General features: G+C 74.0%; 12 protein-coding genes and 1 tRNA gene. 10 read left to right on the top strand and 3 right to left on the bottom strand.

The window, feature by feature from the left end; translation table 11 throughout:
* Positions 1-22 precede the first annotated feature (22 nt).
* From DCS98_RS01830 to DCS98_RS01850, 5 genes are all read left to right on the top strand, one after another.
* Positions 23-2,287, top strand: coding sequence for a sodium-translocating pyrophosphatase (locus DCS98_RS01830; RefSeq protein WP_116449623.1), 2,265 nt, complete (start codon positions 23-25; stop codon positions 2,285-2,287).
* A 161-nt stretch (positions 2,288-2,448) separates the two neighbouring features.
* The gene (locus DCS98_RS01835; RefSeq protein ID WP_116449624.1) at positions 2,449-2,775 is read left to right on the top strand and encodes a hypothetical protein; all 327 of its coding nucleotides are present in this window, start codon (positions 2,449-2,451) and stop codon (positions 2,773-2,775) included.
* A complete protein-coding gene (locus DCS98_RS01840) occupies positions 2,772-4,298 on the top strand; it encodes an alpha/beta hydrolase (protein WP_116449625.1) in 1,527 nt (508 codons plus the stop codon). Before DCS98_RS01835 ends, DCS98_RS01840 begins: the two co-directional genes overlap by 4 nt.
* 267 nt (positions 4,299-4,565) lie before the next feature.
* Positions 4,566-7,403 (top strand): type I DNA topoisomerase, encoded by a 2,838-nt coding sequence (topA, locus tag DCS98_RS01845; RefSeq protein ID WP_116449626.1) that lies wholly within the window; start codon positions 4,566-4,568, stop codon positions 7,401-7,403.
* Between the two features lie 5 nt (positions 7,404-7,408).
* Positions 7,409-8,167 carry a class I SAM-dependent methyltransferase gene (locus tag DCS98_RS01850; protein WP_116449627.1) on the top strand — a complete coding sequence of 253 codons (759 nt, stop codon included), beginning with the start codon at positions 7,409-7,411 and terminating at the stop codon, positions 8,165-8,167.
* Here DCS98_RS01850 and DCS98_RS01855 read toward each other — a convergent pair.
* Positions 8,154-8,996 (bottom strand): trans-aconitate 2-methyltransferase, encoded by an 843-nt coding sequence (locus DCS98_RS01855; RefSeq protein WP_116449628.1) that lies wholly within the window; start codon positions 8,994-8,996, stop codon positions 8,154-8,156. The two genes, DCS98_RS01850 and DCS98_RS01855, sit on opposite strands and share 14 nt — an antisense overlap.
* A 258-nt stretch (positions 8,997-9,254) precedes the next feature.
* On the opposite strand from DCS98_RS01855, the gene tmk reads away from it, so the two are divergent.
* From tmk to DCS98_RS01880, 5 genes are all read left to right on the top strand, one after another.
* Positions 9,255-11,495 carry a dTMP kinase gene (gene tmk / locus DCS98_RS01860; protein WP_241037032.1) on the top strand — a complete coding sequence of 747 codons (2,241 nt, stop codon included), beginning with the start codon at positions 9,255-9,257 and terminating at the stop codon, positions 11,493-11,495.
* Positions 11,492-12,661, top strand: a complete 1,170-nt coding sequence (locus tag DCS98_RS01865; RefSeq protein ID WP_116449630.1) for a DNA polymerase III subunit delta' — start codon at positions 11,492-11,494, stop codon at positions 12,659-12,661. The genes tmk and DCS98_RS01865 overlap by 4 nt, the downstream gene beginning before the upstream one ends.
* 58 nt (positions 12,662-12,719) lie before the next feature.
* A tRNA-Thr gene (locus DCS98_RS01870) sits at positions 12,720-12,792 on the top strand.
* Positions 12,793-12,889: 97 nt separating this feature from the next.
* The gene (locus DCS98_RS01875) at positions 12,890-13,294 is read left to right on the top strand and encodes a hypothetical protein (RefSeq protein WP_116449631.1); all 405 of its coding nucleotides are present in this window, start codon (positions 12,890-12,892) and stop codon (positions 13,292-13,294) included.
* Between the two features lie 163 nt (positions 13,295-13,457).
* Entirely contained in the window at positions 13,458-15,080 is a 1,623-nt protein-coding gene (locus DCS98_RS01880) for a peptide ABC transporter substrate-binding protein (protein WP_116449632.1), read from the top strand.
* 105 nt (positions 15,081-15,185) lie between these two features.
* Here the strand turns inward: DCS98_RS01880 and DCS98_RS22790 are convergent, their stop codons facing one another.
* Positions 15,186-15,557, bottom strand: a complete 372-nt coding sequence (locus tag DCS98_RS22790) for a VOC family protein (RefSeq protein WP_164704365.1) — start codon at positions 15,555-15,557, stop codon at positions 15,186-15,188.
* Between the two features lie 102 nt (positions 15,558-15,659).
* Positions 15,660-16,154, bottom strand: a complete 495-nt coding sequence (locus DCS98_RS01890) for an inorganic diphosphatase (protein ID WP_116449634.1) — start codon at positions 16,152-16,154, stop codon at positions 15,660-15,662.
* Positions 16,155-16,176 lie beyond the last annotated feature (22 nt).

A 16,176-nucleotide genomic window follows, 5' to 3' on the forward strand; every position in this document is an offset into this window, starting at 1 on the left:
CCGACCGCTCTTGGAGGAACACATGCCCGACAGTTCGCTGTCCGGCGGGGACATGGCGCTGGTCGCCGTCGTCCTCGTCGTCTCCCTGGCCGCCCTCGGGTTCGCCGCCTACCTGGTCCGCGCCGTCCTGGGCGCCGACCAGGGCACGGTGAAGATGCGCGAGATCGCGCAGGCGGTGCAGGAGGGCGCGGCGGCCTATCTGAGACGGCAGTTCCGCACGCTCGGCGTCTTCGCCGTCATCGTGTTCCTGCTCCTGCTCGTCCTCCCCGTCGCCGAGGGCGGCTGGGAGACCCGCATCGGGCGGGCGGTCTTCTTCCTCATCGGCGCGTTCTTCTCGGCGTCCGTCGGCTTCATCGGCATGACGCTGGCCACCCGCGGCAACGTCCGCGTCGCCGCAGCGGCCAACGCCGGCGGCTACCTGCCGTCCTTCCGCATCGCCTACCGCACCGGCGGCGTCGTCGGCATGATCACCGTCGGCCTGGGCCTGTTCGGTGCGGCCCTGGCGCTCCTGCTGTTCGACCAGACCGCCCCGGTCGTCCTGGAGGGCTTCGGCTTCGGTGGCGCGCTGCTGGCCATGTTCATGCGCGTCGGCGGCGGCATCTTCACCAAGGCCGCCGACGTCGGTGCCGACCTCGTGGGCAAGGTCGAGGCGGGCATCCCCGAGGACGACCCGCGCAACGCCGCGACCATCGCCGACAACGTGGGCGACAACGTCGGTGACTGCGCAGGCATGGCCGCCGACCTCTTCGAGTCCTACGCCGTCACGCTCGTGGCCGCGCTGATCCTCGGGCAGGTGTTCTTCGGCAACGTCGGCATGGTCTTCCCGCTGCTGGTCGCCGGGATCGGCATCGTCGCGTCGGTCGTCGGCGTCCTCGCCACCCGACCCAGCAAGACCGACGCCAGCGGCATGGCCCCGATCAACCGCGGGTTCTTCACCTCGGCGGCGGTCTCCCTCGTGCTCGTCGCGGCCGCCTCCTTCATCTACCTCCCGAGCATCTCCGACGGCGTGGACATGGCCGTCAGCCCGCAGGTCCTCGGATTCGTCTCCGTCCTGATCGGTGTGGTGCTCGCCGCGGCGATCCAGCAGCTCACCGGCTACTTCACCGAGACCAGCCGCAAGCCGGTCAAGGACATCGGCCGCAGCTCCCTGACCGGCCCGGCGACGGTGATCCTGTCCGGCATCTCGCTCGGGCTCGAGTCGGCCGTCTACGCGGCCGTGCTCATCGGCGGTGCTGTCTACGGCGCCTTCCTGATCGGCGGCGGCGCCGCGCTGTACGCGGTCGCTCTCGCCGGCTGCGGCCTGCTCACCACCGCCGGCGTCATCGTCGCCATGGACACCTTCGGGCCGGTCAGCGACAACGCGCAGGGCATCGCGGAGATGTCCGGTGACATCGACGACGAGGGCGCCCGGGTGCTCACCGACCTCGACGCCGTCGGCAACACGACCAAGGCCATCACCAAGGGCATCGCCATCGCCACGGCGGTGCTGGCCGCCACCGCCCTCTTCGGCTCGTACAACGCGCAGATCGGGGTGGCCCTCGACGAGGCCGGCGACACGCTCGGCGACGCGTTCAGCCTGGTGAACCCGAACAACGTCGTCGGTGCGGTGGTCGGTGCCGCGGTCGTGTTCTTCTTCTCCGGACTTGCGATCAGCGCGGTCTCGCGCGCGGCCGGCCGGGTGGTCTTCGAGGTCCGGGAGCAGTTCCGCACCAAGCCCGGGATCATGGACTACAGCGAGCGCCCCGACTACAGCGCCGTCGTCGACATCTGCACCAAGGACTCGCTGCGCGAACTGGCCACCCCGGGTCTCCTCGCGGTCCTCGCCCCGGTCGCCGTCGGGTTCGGTCTCGGGTTCGGGCCGCTGGCCGCCTACCTGGTGGGCGCCATCGCCGCCGGCACCCTGATGGCGGTCTTCCTCTCCAACTCCGGCGGCGCGTGGGACAACGCCAAGAAGATGGTCGAGGACGGCGCCTACGGGGGGAAGGGCAGCGAGGCGCACGCGGCGACGGTCATCGGCGACACGGTGGGCGACCCGTTCAAGGACACCGCGGGCCCGGCCATCAACCCGCTGATCAAGGTGATGAACCTCGTCGCCCTGATCATCGCCCCGGCCATCGTCAGCCTCTCGGTGGGTGACGACGCGAACACGACCGTTCGGGTGCTCATCGCCCTCGCCGCCGTCGCGATCATCGCGGCCTCCGTGGTCGTCTCCAAGCGCCGGTCGGTCGTGGTCGGAGGCGCCCCGAGCGCCGCCTCCGACGGCAGCCTCACCACCACCGCGCCCTGACCTGACGGGATCCTCCGGCCGGCCCGGCCCGGCCGGAGGATCCCCGGGTGGGGTGTGGACCGGTCGCGTGCCTGTGGACGACGGCACACGCGCACCGCCTCGCGCTCCTAGCGTCCGGATCCCCACCGCCCGATCGGGGCGCCGGACGACAGGGAGCCCCCATGACACCGCCGAGCCCCGCCGGGTCCGTCCTGGTCCAGCCGCAGGCGCTCGCGGCGCTGGCCGAGGAGCTGGCGGGTCTGGCGAGCGAGCTCGCCGACGACGTCGACCGCTGCCGGACGGCGGCGGGGTCCGTCGCGGCCGCCCTCGACGGGGACGAGGGCTGGGAGGCGGGCGCGGTGGGCACCGCCTGGGCCGCCCTCGAGCAGGCGCTGTCCGAACGCGCGTCGGCGCTGGCGCAGACGGTGTCCGGCGCGGTGCGGGCCTACCTCGAGGAGGACGCCCGGATCGCCGGGTGGATGGGCCGGCGCCGGGAGATGCCCCGATGACGGCTCCGCAGCGCCTGCAGGCGGTCGCCGGCTGGGACGTCTACCGCGTGCGCGGGGCGGTCACCGGGCTCGGCCTCGTTGCCGAGCGGCTGCCCGGCTGGCGGGCGCGGCTGGAGGGCGTCGCGCGGACGCTCGACTCGGGCGAGCACTGGGCCGGGCCGGCCGCGCTGACCGCGGCCGCCGCGGTCCGCGAGCTCGCCACGGTGACGTGGGCGGTGGAGCGCGCCCTCGCCGAGTCGCACACCGCCTTCGAGCGGCTGGGCGCCGAGGCCGGGTCGGCGCAGCAGCTCGCCCGCGAGGCACTGGCGGGGGCGGACGAGGTCCCCGGCGGGCTCGGCGCCGCCCTCGACGAGCGGGGACGCCTCGCGGTGGCCGTCGAGGCGCTCGTGCCGGGCACCGAGCTGACCCCGGCCGCCTCGGCCGCGGTGGCCGCGGCCGAGGGCGCTCTCCGTCACGCGGCCGCGGCGTCCCGCGCGTCGGCCGACGCCGGCGCCGCCCTGTCCGGCGTGGGCGTGCGCGACGCGTTCGCCCCGCCCGACTTCGCCGGCCTCGCCTCCCGGGTGCCCGTCGCCGACCCGGTGTGCGTCACCAGCGGCCCGTCCGGGCCGCCGGACGCGGTGGCGCTGTGGTGGGCGGCGCTGCCGATGACCACCCAGCTCGCCGCGCTGCGCGCCGATCCGGCGGGTCTCGGGAGCCGCGACGGGCTCCCCGCGTGGGCCCGCGACCTGGCCAACCGGCAGCTCCTCGCTGCCGCCCTCGACGACCGGGCGATACCGCCGGCCCCCGCCGCGACCGCCCGCGCCGTCGCCCGTCGCATCGAGGAGGAGGAGGCCGCGGGGCGGCAGGTGCAGCTGCAGCTGTTCGACCTGGACGGCGACCGCGTGGTCCTCGGCCTGGGAGACCTCGACACAGCCGACGCGGTCGCCGTGCTCGTCCCCGGTATCCAGAACACGCCCGCCGACGACCTGGGTGCGCTCCTCGGCGATGCCCGTGACGTGGGACGTGCGGCCCGCCTGGCGGCCCCCGGCACCACCGTCGCGACGGCGGTCTGGCTCGGCTACGACAGCCCGACGGACCTCGGCCGGATCCTCACCCGCCGCAACGCGGTCGAGGGCGGCCACGAGCTGGCCGACTCCCTCGCCGGCCTGGCCGCCGGCCGGGCCGCCGTCGCCGCCGCCGACGGCCGGGCGACGGTCCTGGCCCACAGCTACGGCACCGTGGTGGTCGACGAGGCGGCCGACGTCCCGGGCAGGCTCGACGCCGACGCGGTGGTCCTGCTCGGCAGTCCGGGGATGCAGGGAGACGCCACCGACCTGGAGGCGCCGGAGGTGTACGACGCCGCGGCTCCCGGCGACCTCGTCGTCCTCTCCCAGTGGTTCGGGCGCTGGACCGGTTCGGCGGCCTTCGGCTCCACCGAGCTGCCCGTCGACCCCGATGCCGGACACTCCGACTACTACGACCGGCGGGGCCCGACCCTGCCTGCGGTGGGGGAGGTCGTGGTGGGGGTCCGGGGCCCCGGCTGAGGGCCGAGGACGGGGCGGATCCCGGTGGCGGGGAACACCTGGGGGCGGCCGACGTTTGTCGGGGTGACGGCACGCCCACGGTGGGTCGCCCCCGGCGCTGTGTCCGCTGCGTGGCTTACCGTGGCCCGCCGAGGGGGCGTCTTCGCGGCGGCGCCCGCCGGAGCCGGGGGAGCCCGCCCGTACTGGGCCGGCGAACCGGGCACCGCTCCCGGTAGCCCGCGCCCGGCTCGACACGCAGCACCACCCCGCACCACCGACAGGAGCACCGTGCCCACGAAGACGAGCCAGACCGGAAGCGAGAGCGCCGCCGCGACCGACGGCGGTACGAAGGCGCCCGCCCGCCGTCGCGCCGCCGCGCCCGGCGGCAAGCCGCTGGTCATCGTGGAGTCGCCGACCAAGGCGACCAAGATCGCCGGCTACCTCGGCAGCGGCTACGTCGTCGAGGCCAGCGTGGGGCACATCCGCGACCTGCCGCGCAACGCCGCCGATGTCCCCGCCGAGCACAAGGGCGCCGCCTGGGCGCGCCTGGGCGTCGACGTCGACAACTCCTTCGAGCCGCTGTACGTCGTGAGCCCCGACCGCAAGCAGCAGGTCAGCCGGCTCAAGCAGCTGGTGAAGGGCGCCAGCGAGGTCTACCTCGCGACGGACGAGGACCGCGAGGGCGAGGCCATCGCGTGGCACCTGGTGGACACGCTCAAGCCCCGGGTGCCCGTGCACCGCATGGTCTTCCACGAGATCACCCCGGAGGCGATCGCCCGCGCGGTCGCCAACCCGCGCGAGCTCGACACCGCCCTGGTGGACGCGCAGGAGACCCGCCGGATCCTCGACCGCCTCTACGGCTACGAGGTCTCCCCGGTGCTCTGGAAGAAGGTCCTGCCCAAGCTCTCGGCCGGGCGCGTCCAGTCGGTCGCCACGAGGATCGTCGTGGAGCGCGAGCGGGAGCGGATGGCGTTCCACGCCGCCGACTACTGGTCGCTCGAGGGCACCTTCGCCGTCCCCCGCCCGGGGGCCGCGACCGACGAGGGCGAGCCGACGACGGTCCGCGCCAAGCTGGTCAGCGTCGACGACAGCCGGGTCGCCACCGGCAAGGACTTCGACCCCGCCACCGGCCGGGTCAGCGGCGACGTCGTCCACCTCGACGAGGCCGGGGCTCGCGGGCTCGCGGCCCGGCTCGAGGGCCGCCAGGTCACCGTCGGCCGGGTGGACGAGAAGCCGTACCGCCGCCGCCCCTACGCCCCGTTCACGACCTCGACGCTGCAGATGGACGCCGGCCGCAAGCTCGGCTGGTCGTCGGCCCAGACGATGCGGGTGGCGCAGCGGCTGTACGAGAACGGCCACATCACCTACATGCGCACCGACTCGACGAACCTGTCGCAGGAGGCCATCAACGCCGCGCGGCAGCAGGCCCGGGAGCTCTTCGGTGACGCGTACGTCCCCGCCGAGGCGCGCCGCTACAAGAGCAAGGCCAAGGGCGCGCAGGAGGCGCACGAGGCGATCCGTCCCGCCGGTGACAACTTCCGCACTCCCGGCCAGCTCGCCCCGCAGCTGGCCCGTGACGAGTTCCGCCTCTACGAGCTCATCTGGCAGCGCACCGTCGCCTCGCAGATGGCCGACGCCGTCGGCCAGACCGTGAGCATCCGGCTGGCCGGGCGCAGCGCCACCGACGAGGCCGTCGAGTTCACCGCCAGCGGCCGCACGATCACCTTCCCCGGCTTCCTCAAGGCCTACGTGGAGTCACGGGACGAGGCGCCGGCGAACGGTGCCGACGACGACGGCTCCGACGACGCCGAGCGCCGGCTGCCCCGGCTCGAGCGCGGTCAGCAGCTCGACACCCGGACCCTGGACGCCAAGGGGCACACCACCAGCCCGCCGGCCCGCTACACCGAGCCGAGCCTGGTCGCCCGGCTCGAGGAGCTGGGGATCGGCCGGCCGTCGACCTTCGCGTCGATCATGCAGACGATCCAGGACCGCGGGTACGTCTGGAAGAAGGGCAACTCGCTCGTGCCCTCGTTCATCGCGTTCGCCGTGGTGAACCTGCTCGAGCAGCACTTCGCCCAGCTCGTCGACTACCAGTTCACCGCCTCGCTGGAGGAGGAGCTCGACGAGATCGCCGGCGGCACCCTCGGCCGGGTCGACTGGCTGACGGAGTTCTACTTCGGCGGTGGCGGCCGTGGCGACGGCGGCATCGCCGAGTCCGGCGGGCTCAAGCAGATCGTGGGCCAGCGCCTCGAGGAGATCGACGCGCGCGGCGTGAACTCCATCCCGCTGCGGGCGACCACCCCCGACGGGAAGCCGGTCGTGGTGCGGGTCGGCCGCTACGGGCCCTACCTGCAGGCGGGCGGCGAGGAGGGCGCGCGGGTCAGCATCCCCGAGGACCTCGCCCCCGACGAGCTGACCACCGAGAAGGTGCGCGAGCTGCTCGAGGCGCCCTCCGGCGACCGCGAGCTGGGCACCGACCCGGAGTCCGGGCACCCCGTCGTCGTCAAGGCCGGCCGCTACGGCCCGTACGTGACGACGGTGGTCCCCGAGGGCAGCAAGGACGCGCCGCGGACGGCCAGCCTGTTCTCGTCCATGTCGCCGGAGACGGTCACCGTCGAGGACGCGCTGCGGCTGCTGACCCTGCCGCGCACCGTCGGCACCGCGCCGGACGGCGAGGAGATCCAGGCGCTCAACGGCCGCTACGGGCCGTATCTCAAGAAGGGCACCGATTCCCGCTCGCTCGACAGCGAGGACAAGCTCTTCAGCACGACGCTGGAGGAGGCGCTGGCGATCTTCGCCCAGCCGAAGCAGCGCGGTCGCGCCGCAGCGAAGGCCCCGCTCAAGGAGCTGGGCCCCGACCCGGTGACGCAGGGCGTGGTCACCGTCCGCGAGGGCCGGTTCGGGCCCTACGTCACCGACGGCGAGACCAACGCCAGCCTGCGCAAGGGCGACGACGTCGAGACGATCACCATCGAGCGGGCCGCCGAGCTCCTGGCCGACCGGCGCGCCGCCGGTCCGTCCAAGAAGAAGAAGGCCGCCAAGAAGACCACCGCGAAGAAGACGGCGGCCAAGAAGGCGCCCGCGAAGAAGGCCGCGGCCAAGGCCGCCCCGGTCACCACGGGCTGACCGGCGTGACCGGCCCGGTCGAGCCCGGCTTCGCTGCCAGGGCGCGCTCGTTCGGGGCGGTCGCGACGGGCTACGCCGCGCTCCGCCCCACCTACCCGGTGGACGCGGTCGCCTTCCTGCTCGAGGCCCGGCGGGAGCGCGTGCTCGACCTGGGCGCGGGCACGGGTCTGCTGACCGAGGTCGTCGCCGGCCTCGGTCACGACGTCCTGGCGGTCGACCCCTCCCCGGAGATGCTCGCCCAGCTGACCGTCCGCCTCCCGGGGGTGCGGACGGCCGTGGGCACCGCGGAGTCGCTGCCGGCGGACAGCGGCTCTGTCGACGCCGTCCTCGCCGGCCAGGCGGCGCACTGGTTCGACCCGCCCCCGGCCGCGCGGGAGATCCGCCGCGTGCTGCGCCCGAGCGGTGTCCTCGGCCTGGTGTGGAACACCCGCGACGCGCGCGTGCCCTGGATCGCCGCCCTGGAGGAGGTCATCGCCGACGAGGCCCGCGGCCACGAGGCCGACCAGGGCGTGGTGGACCGGTTCGCCGAGGAGCTCGACGCCGAGGTCGACGTCCTCGAGTCCGGCATCGTGCAGCGCCTCACCCCCGAGGACGTCGTCGCCGGCATCGCGACCCGCAGCTACGTCGCCGTCATGGACGACGCCCGGCGGGAGGAGTTCCTGTCCGGCGTGCGGCAGCTGCTCGCCGGGCACCCCGGCACGGCGGGCAGGAGCGAGATCGACCTGCCCTACGTCACCCGCGCCTACCGGCTCACGCCGCGCTGACGCGGTTCCCGACCGCGAACACGCGGCGGAAGGGCAGCACGGTCGTCCCGTCCGGTCGCGGGGGATAGGCCTCGCGGAGCGCGGCGGCGTACTCGGCGGTGAAGCTGACCGCGTCGTCCTCCGCGAGGAGCGCGAGCACCGGGCGCAGGACGGTGCTGCGCACCCATCCCAGCACCGGATCGGTGCCGCGCAGCACGTGCAGGTACGTCGTCTCCCACGCGTCGGCGGTCAGCCCGGCCGCGCTGAGGACCTCGAGGTACCCGACCGGCTCGAGCACGGCGTCCGGGTCCGGCGCGGCGTCCGCCAGCCGCCCGGCCCACCGGGGTGAGCGGCACAACCCGGCCAGCAGGGCGTGGGTGGGTGCCCGGAAGTTCCCCGGCACCTGCACGGCGAGCCAGCCGCCGGACCGCAGACCGCCGGCCCACCGCGTCAGCAGCCGCTCGTGACCGGGCACCCAGTGCAGGACGGCGTTGCTGACCGCCACGTCGACCGGCTCCCGGGGCACCCACTCCCGCACGTCGCCGAGCTCGAACTCGAGGCGGCCGGGCACGGCGACCGCCGCCGCGGCGGCGAGCATCTCGCGGGAGGAGTCGATCCCGGTGACGTGCGCCCCCGGCCAGCGGCCGGCGAGGGAGGCGGTCAGGCTGCCCTCGCCGCAGCCCAGGTCGACCACCCGCGCGGGGGCGTCCGCCGCGATCCGCGAGACCAGCTCCGCGAACGGCCGGGCCCGCTCACCGGCGAAGCGCAGGTACCCGGCGGGATCCCACGCCGCCGCCGCGCGGCCACCGTCCGGTGCTCCGTCACCGCTCGTCCGCCCGGGCGCCACCATCGGTTCGGACCCTAGCCGCGCCGCCGTCACCTCGGGCCCGGCATCGGTGCGATCCGTCAGCCATCTGGGCGCAAAGCTCCCGGAATCGTCCGCGCGCCCCGGTAACGTGACCCTCCCCAGGGACCGCCCGCCCTACCTCCGACCCCGGGAGCACCGATTCCGTCCGACCCGACGTCCCCGGCGCCGTCGCCCGACGAGGCGCGCCCGGCCGCAGGGACGACACCGCCGGCCGACGGCCTGCCCGCCGCGGGCACGCCGGTGCCGCCCGACGCCGCGGTGCCGTTGACGGAGCCGCACGCCGCGGCACGCGAGGACGCCGTACCGGTCGGCGAGCGGCAGACCGAGGAGGACGGTCGCACCGACGCGCTGGGCGGGGTCGGTCTGGTCGCCAAGCTCCGGGCCGTGCTGCGGGTCAAGGACTTCCGCAAGCTGTGGCTGTCGATGTCGCTGTCCAGCTTCGGCGACTGGCTGGGCCTGCTGGCGATCACCGCGACCGCGCGGATGGCCTTCGAGGACTACGCCGCGCAGAACTTCGCGACCGGCGCCGTCCTCCTCTTCCGCCTGCTGCCGGCGATCGTGCTCGGGCCCCTCGCCGGGGCGTTCGCCGACCGGTTCGACCGCCGCAAGACGATGGTGATCACCGACGTCATCCGGTTCGCGCTGTTCGCCTCGATCCCCATCGTCGACAACCTGGTCTGGCTGCTCATCGCCCAGTTCGTCATCGAGGCGTTCAGCCTCTTCTGGATCCCGGCCAAGGACGCCGCGGTCCCGAACATGCTGCGCAAGGACCAGCTCGAGCCGGCCAACCAGCTGTCGCTGGTGACCACCTACGGCCTCACGCCCGTGCTCGCGGCGATCGTCTTCGCGGTGCTGACGACGATCGGCGGGACGGTCTCGAACCTGCTTCCTGGCGTCGACGAGGTGGACCTCGCGCTCTACCTGAACGCGCTCACCTTCCTCGTCGCGGCCGTGGTCATCTGGAGCCTCCCGTCGATCAGCGGCCGGCGCGCGGCCGGGACGGTGACGACCCAGGAGAGCTTCCTTGGCTCCCTCAAGCACGGCTTCTCCTTCGCCGGCCACACCCCGCTGGTGCGCGGGCTGGTCATCGGCATCACCGGCGCGATGGCCGCGGCCGGCGTGATCATCGCGACCGGGCAGGCGTTCGCCAACGCGCTGGGCGGCGGGGAGGCCGCCTACGGGCTGCTCTTCGGCGCCGTCTTCGTGGGTCTGGGCGGCGGCATCGCGTTCGGCCCCAGCATCGCCCGTGACCTCGCCCGGGAGCGGATCTTCGGCCTCGCCGTCGCGGTGGCCGGGGTGATGGTCCTGCTGATGTCGTGGACCTTCACGCTCTGGATCGCGCTGCTGCTGGTCGTCTTCATGGGCTTCTTCGCCGGCATCGCGTACCTGGCCGGGTTCACGCTGCTGGGCACCGAGGTCGAGGACGAGATCCGCGGCCGCACGTTCGCCATCGTCCAGTCGCTCGTCCGGGCGGCGCTGATCCTCTCCCTGGCGGTCGTCCCGTTCTGCGTGGGCGCCATCGGCCAGCACTCCCTGGACGTCGGGGTGTTCGCCGTCCCGGTGACCGGCGAGCGGATCATGCTGTTCGTCGCCGGCCTGCTCGCCCTGGGCGTCGGCGTCCTGGCCTACCGGCAGATGGACGACGGGCGGCCGGTCCCGCTGCTGGCCGACGTCGTCACCGCCATCCGCCGCGACACGACCGCGCGCCGCCGCCTCGCCGGCGGCGGGGTGCTCATCGCCTTCGAGGGCGGCGAGGGGGCCGGGAAGTCCACGCAGGTGCGCCGGCTGCAGGAGTGGCTGACCAACGAGGGGCTGGTCGCGCGGGCCACGTTCGAGCCGGGCGCCACGCCCTCGGGCGCCGGTATCCGGGCGATCGTCCTGGACAGGGCGCAGGTCGGCATCTCCTCCCGGTCCGAGGCGCTGCTCTACGCCGCCGACCGCGCCCAGCACGTGCACGACGTCCTGCGCCCGGCCCTGGACGCGGGTGAGGTGGTGATCACCGACCGGTTCGTCGACAGCTCGCTGGCCTACCAGGGCGCGGGCCGCACCATCCCGCTGGACGACGTCCGCATGCTGTCGCGCTGGGCCACCGAGGGCCTGCAGCCGGACCTGACCATCCTGCTCGACCTCCCGCCGGACGTGGGCCTGGCCCGGGCGCGCGGCCGGGCGGTGGCCGACCGGCTGGAGTCGGAGTCCCTCGATTTCCACCAGCGCGTCCGGCAGACCTTCCGCGCCCTGGCCGAGTCCGACCCCGACCGGTACCTGGTCCTGGACGCCCGGGAGTCGCCGGACCAGATCGCGGCGGCGATCCGGGTCCGCATCGCCGAACTGCTCTCCGGCCTGCCCCTGCAGCAGCTCGCGCAGCAGGACGTCGGCCGGTCGCGGACCAACGGCGCGACGGTGGCGCACGAGGAGCTGACCCCGACCGGGCCGCACCGGCCGCACGCCCAGACCGGCTCGACCCCGCAGCTGCACCCGTGAGCGGCGCCGGAGGAGTCTGGTCGCAGGTCATCGGCCAGGAAGCCGTCGTCGCCGAGCTCCGGGCCGCTGTCGCCGATCCCGCGGCCATGACGCACGCCTGGCTGTTCACCGGCCCGCCCGGCTCCGGCCGTTCGGTCGCGGCCCGCGCGTTCGCGGCCGCCCTCCAGTGCCCCGACGGCGGGGACGGCACCTGCCACGCCTGCCGGACGGTGCTCGCCGGCACCCACGCCGACGTGCAGACCGTCGTCCCCGAGGGCCTGTCGATCGGTGTCGCGGAGGTCCGCGAGATCGTGCGGATCGCCGGCCGCGCGCCGTCCCAGGGCCGCTGGCAGGTGGTGCTCGTCGAGGACGCCGACCGGATGACCGAGCAGGCGGCCAACACCGTGCTGAAGATGCTCGAGGAGCCGCCCGCGCGGACGGTCTTCCTCCTGTGCGCGCCGAGCCTGCACCCCGACGACGTGCCGGTGACGATCCGTTCCCGCTGCCGCGTGGTCGGCCTGCGCACGCCACCGGTCGACGCGGTCGCCGACGTCCTGGTGGCCCGCGACGGCATCGATCCCGCGCTCGCGGCGTGGGCCGCAGCCGCCGCGGCCGGCCACGTCGGCCGCGCCCGCCGGCTCGCCCGGGACGAGGCGGCGCGGTTGGCGCGCAAGGCCGTCCTCGACGTCCCGCTGAAGCTCGTGTCGCTGGCCGCCTGCCTCGACGCCGCCGACGACCTGGTCGGCGCCGCCCAGGAGGAGGCCGACGAGGCGTCCGCCGCCCTCGACGGCGCCGAGACCGAGGCGGTGAAGGCCAGCCTCGGCGTGGGTGCGCGCGGGCCCGGGGTGGCGGCCGCCAGTCGTGGCGCCGGCCAGCTCAAGGAGCTGGAGAAGCGGCAGAAGTCGCGGGCGACGCGCCTCGGCCGCGACTCACTGGACCGGGCCCTGGTCGACCTCGCCGGCCTGTACCGCGACGCCCTCGTCCTCGACGCCACGGCCGGGGACGCCCCGCAGCTGCTGCACCCCGACCGCCGCACCGACGCCGCCGAGCTGGCCCGCCGGATCGGCGCCGAGGGAGCGCTGCGCCGCATCGACGCCGTCCTGGACTGCCGGCTCGCGCTGGAGCAGAACGTGAAGCCGCGGATCGCCCTCGAGGCGTTGACCGTGGCGCTGCGCCTGCCCGCCTGATTCCGGGTGGCCCTGCGCGGAGCGGGCTCCGCGGTGTCGTAGGCTGTCCGGGCAGTCCGCCGCCTTAGCTCAGTCGGTAGAGCATCTCACTCGTAATGAGAAGGTCGTCGGTTCGATTCCGACAGGCGGCTCCCCCTTCCGGTGGGCCTCCGCCGGGACCCGCGCGCCGGGTCCGGTCCCTCGATCACCGATCGTGATGTGCCCGTCGCGCCTTGCTATCGTCCGGCCGTGCGCATCCGCTCCGTCACCGGTCTCGTCCTCTCCGTCCTCCTGCTGGCCGCGTGCGGCAGCTCGGAGGACGAGCAGCGGACGGAGGCCTTCTGCGAGGACGCCCCGGCCCTGCTGGAGGACATCACCGCCGAGCTGCAGGAGATCGGGTCCGACCCGGCAGCGGCCCAGGAGCTGCTCGGGGACGCCATCGACCGGATGGCCGAGATCGAGCCGCCCGAGGATGCCGCGGACGAGTGGAACCGGCTCCGGACCGCCTGGGGTGACCTGGGCGATCTCTTCGACGAGGCCGACCTGAGCGACGCGTCGGCGAACGCCGACCTGGCGCCCGAGGCGCAGCGGCTCCAGACCGAGCTGGTCGAGTCCGGTGACGCGGTCGACGAGTGGAGCACCACCAACTGCTGACCTCCGGCTCGGCGGGACCGCCGAACGCTGTGGGGTAGACCACCTTCAGGAACGCCGCCGAGAAGCCGACACCTCATGACGGATGCCGGTGAGTACGGCTGCGACCGCAGCCGCGCCGTTCCACGTCCGCGGCCACGACCTCCGGCCGCGGGAAAGCGCGGTCATGACACCTCTCAAGCGTTCCCTCCGTCTCCACGTCGCGGTCGTCGCCGGCGCCGTGCTGCTCACCGGCTGCGGTGGAGCGGCGGCCGGTGACACGGGCTCGCCGGAGGCGGTCAGCATCGCGATCGGCGAGCCGATGAGCTCGCTCGTGCCGGGCAACACCGTCGAGGAGTACGGGAGCCAGGTCCTCGAGTCCCTGTGGACCGGGCTGGTGGAGTACACCGCCGACGGGCAGGTCAGCTACACCGGCGTGGCCGAGTCGGTCACGTCCGAGGACAGCACCACCTGGACCGTGCGGCTGCGCGACGGCTGGACCTTCCACGACGGGACCCCGGTGACGGCCGCGTCGTTCGTCGACGCCTGGAACTGGACCGCGTACAGCCCCAACGCCCAGGCCGGCTCGTACTTCTTCGCGAACGTCGAGGGCTTCGGCGACCTGCAGGCACCGACCGACGAGGAGGGCGAGCCGACCGGCGAGCCCGCCGCGACCGAGATGAGCGGCCTGCGCGTCGTCGACGACACGACGTTCACCGTGACGCTGGCGGCTCCGTTCGCCCAGTTCCCGGTGACCCTCGGCTACAACCCGTTCTTCCCGCTGCCGGAGTCGTTCTTCGACGACCCCGAGGCCTTCGGCACCGAGCCGGTCGGCAACGGCCCGTTCCGCGCCGACGGCCCCTTCGAGCCGGGGGAGGGCATCACGGTCCGCGCCTACGACGAGTTCGCCGGGGAGCGGCCCGCCGTCGACGCGATCGAGTTCCGCGTCTACGCCGAGACCAGCACCGCGTACACCGACGCCCTGGCCGGCAACGTCGACGTCGTCCCGCGGATCCCCGCCGACGCGAGCGGCACCGCCCCCGAGGACTTCGAGGGGCGCTACGTCGAGACCCCGGCGTCGGGCCTGACCTACCTCGGCCTGCCGCTGTACGAGGAGCGCTACAGCGACCCGCGGGTGCGCCAGGCGCTGTCGATGGCCATCGACCGCGACCTCATCGCCGAGCAGATCTTCTCCGGCACCCGGGAGGCGGCCGACGCCATCGTCCCGCCCGTCGTCGACGGTCACCGGGACGGTGCATGCGAGTACTGCACCCTGGACGTCGACCGGGCCAACGAGCTGCTCGACGAGGCCGGTTTCGACCGGACCACGCCGATCGACCTGTGGTTCAACGCCGGTGCCGGCAACGACCCGTGGATGGAGGCCGTCGGCAACCAGTTGCGGACCAACCTCGGCGTCGAGTTCGTGCTGCACGGCGAGCTGGCCCCGCCGCAGTACGGCCCGCTGCTGGGCACCCAGGGCATGACCGGCCCGTTCCGCATGGGCTGGTCGATGGACTACCCGAGCCCGCAGAACTTCCTGGAGCCGCTGTTCTCCACCGGGTCGGACGCGAACTACTCCTTCTACGGCAGCGCGGCCTTCGACGCGCTGGTCGCCGAGGGCAACGCGGCCGCGAACGGCGCCGAGGCCATCGGCGCCTACAACCGGGCCGAGGACGTCGTCCTGCGGGACATGCCGGTCATCCCGCTGTTCTTCGACGTCACCCAGTCGGTCCACTCCGACGCGGTCGCCGACCTGGTGGTCGACGTCTTCGGCCGGGTCGACACGGCGTCGCTGACCCGCGCCGGCTGAGTCGGGCGCTACCGCCGACGGCGGCACACCTCGAGCAGGTGTGCCGCCGTCGGCGCGTCCGCGGCCAGCGCCGGCCCGTGGAGGCCGGCTGCCGGAAGCGGGGGGTCAGCCGGCGCGCTCGGCGTCGCTGCGCTCGATGCAGAACTCGTTGCCCTCGGGGTCGGTCAGCGTCACCCAGCCGGGCCCCTCGGGCGTCCGGTGGTCCTCGTGCAGCCGCGCACCGAGGGACAGCACCCGCTCGACCTCGGCGTCCCGCGTCCGCTCGGTCGGCGCCCAGTCCAGGTGGACGCGGTTCTTGACGGTCTTGCCCTCCGGGACGCGGATGAACAGCAGCCCCGGGAGGGGAGGGGGCCCTTCGACGAGCACCTCGTCGTCGCCGGGACGGTCCCTGTCCGAGAGCGTCCAACCGGTCACCGCGCTCCAGAAGCGGGCCAGCTCGTAGGGGTCGGAGCAGTCGACGGTCACGTGGCGGGGCATCACCGGCCGAACGCTAGCGGTGCAGGGACGCCGACGGCGGCACACCTCGCAGGAGGTGTGCCGCCGTCGATGCGTTCGGCGACCCGGGGGGACCGAGCCGGTTCAGTGGTGCGCGTCGCCGTCCTTGGCGCGCTCGAGCGACGCCAGGATCTCCTTCTCGGCCTCTTCTCGGCCGACCCACTCGGCGCCCTCGACGGACTTGCCGGGCTCGAGGTCCTTGTAGGTCTCGAAGAAGTGCTGGATCTCCAGGCGGTCGAACTCCGACACGTCGGAGATGTCCATGAGGTGGGACATCCGCGGGTCGGTCGCCGGCACGGTGAGGACCTTGTCGTCCCCGCCCGCCTCGTCGGTCATGCGGAACATGCCGATGGCCCGGCAGGTGATCAGGCACCCGGGGAAGGTCGGCTCCTCGAGCAGGACCAGGGCGTCGAGCGGGTCGCCGTCCTGCCCCAGGGTGTTCTCGATGTAGCCGTAGTCCGCCGGGTAGCGGGTGGAGGTGAACAGCATCCGGTCCAAGCGGATGCGTCCGGTGGCGTGGTCCAGCTCGTACTTGTTCCGCTGGCCCTTCGGGATTTCTACCGTCACGTCGAACTGCACGGACGTAGTGTGACCCACGGCG

It is taken from the genome of Blastococcus litoris (genome assembly GCF_003075095.1).
Lineage (GTDB): Bacteria > Actinomycetota > Actinomycetes > Mycobacteriales > Geodermatophilaceae > Blastococcus_B > Blastococcus_B litoris.

Excerpts from the sequence above, each read along its gene's own strand:
- DCS98_RS01880 (WP_116449632.1), top strand. The coding sequence starts at position 13,458 with ATGACACCTCTCAAGCGTTCCCTCCGTCTCCACGTCGCGGTCGTCGCC.
- DCS98_RS01840 (WP_116449625.1), top strand. The coding sequence starts at position 2,772 with ATGACGGCTCCGCAGCGCCTGCAGGCGGTCGCCGGCTGGGACGTCTAC.
- DCS98_RS01855 (WP_116449628.1), bottom strand. The coding sequence starts at position 8,996 with ATGGTGGCGCCCGGGCGGACGAGCGGTGACGGAGCACCGGACGGTGGC.
- DCS98_RS01830 (WP_116449623.1), top strand. The coding sequence starts at position 23 with ATGCCCGACAGTTCGCTGTCCGGCGGGGACATGGCGCTGGTCGCCGTC.
- DCS98_RS01835 (WP_116449624.1), top strand. The coding sequence starts at position 2,449 with ATGACACCGCCGAGCCCCGCCGGGTCCGTCCTGGTCCAGCCGCAGGCG.
- DCS98_RS22790 (WP_164704365.1), bottom strand. The coding sequence starts at position 15,557 with ATGCCCCGCCACGTGACCGTCGACTGCTCCGACCCCTACGAGCTGGCC.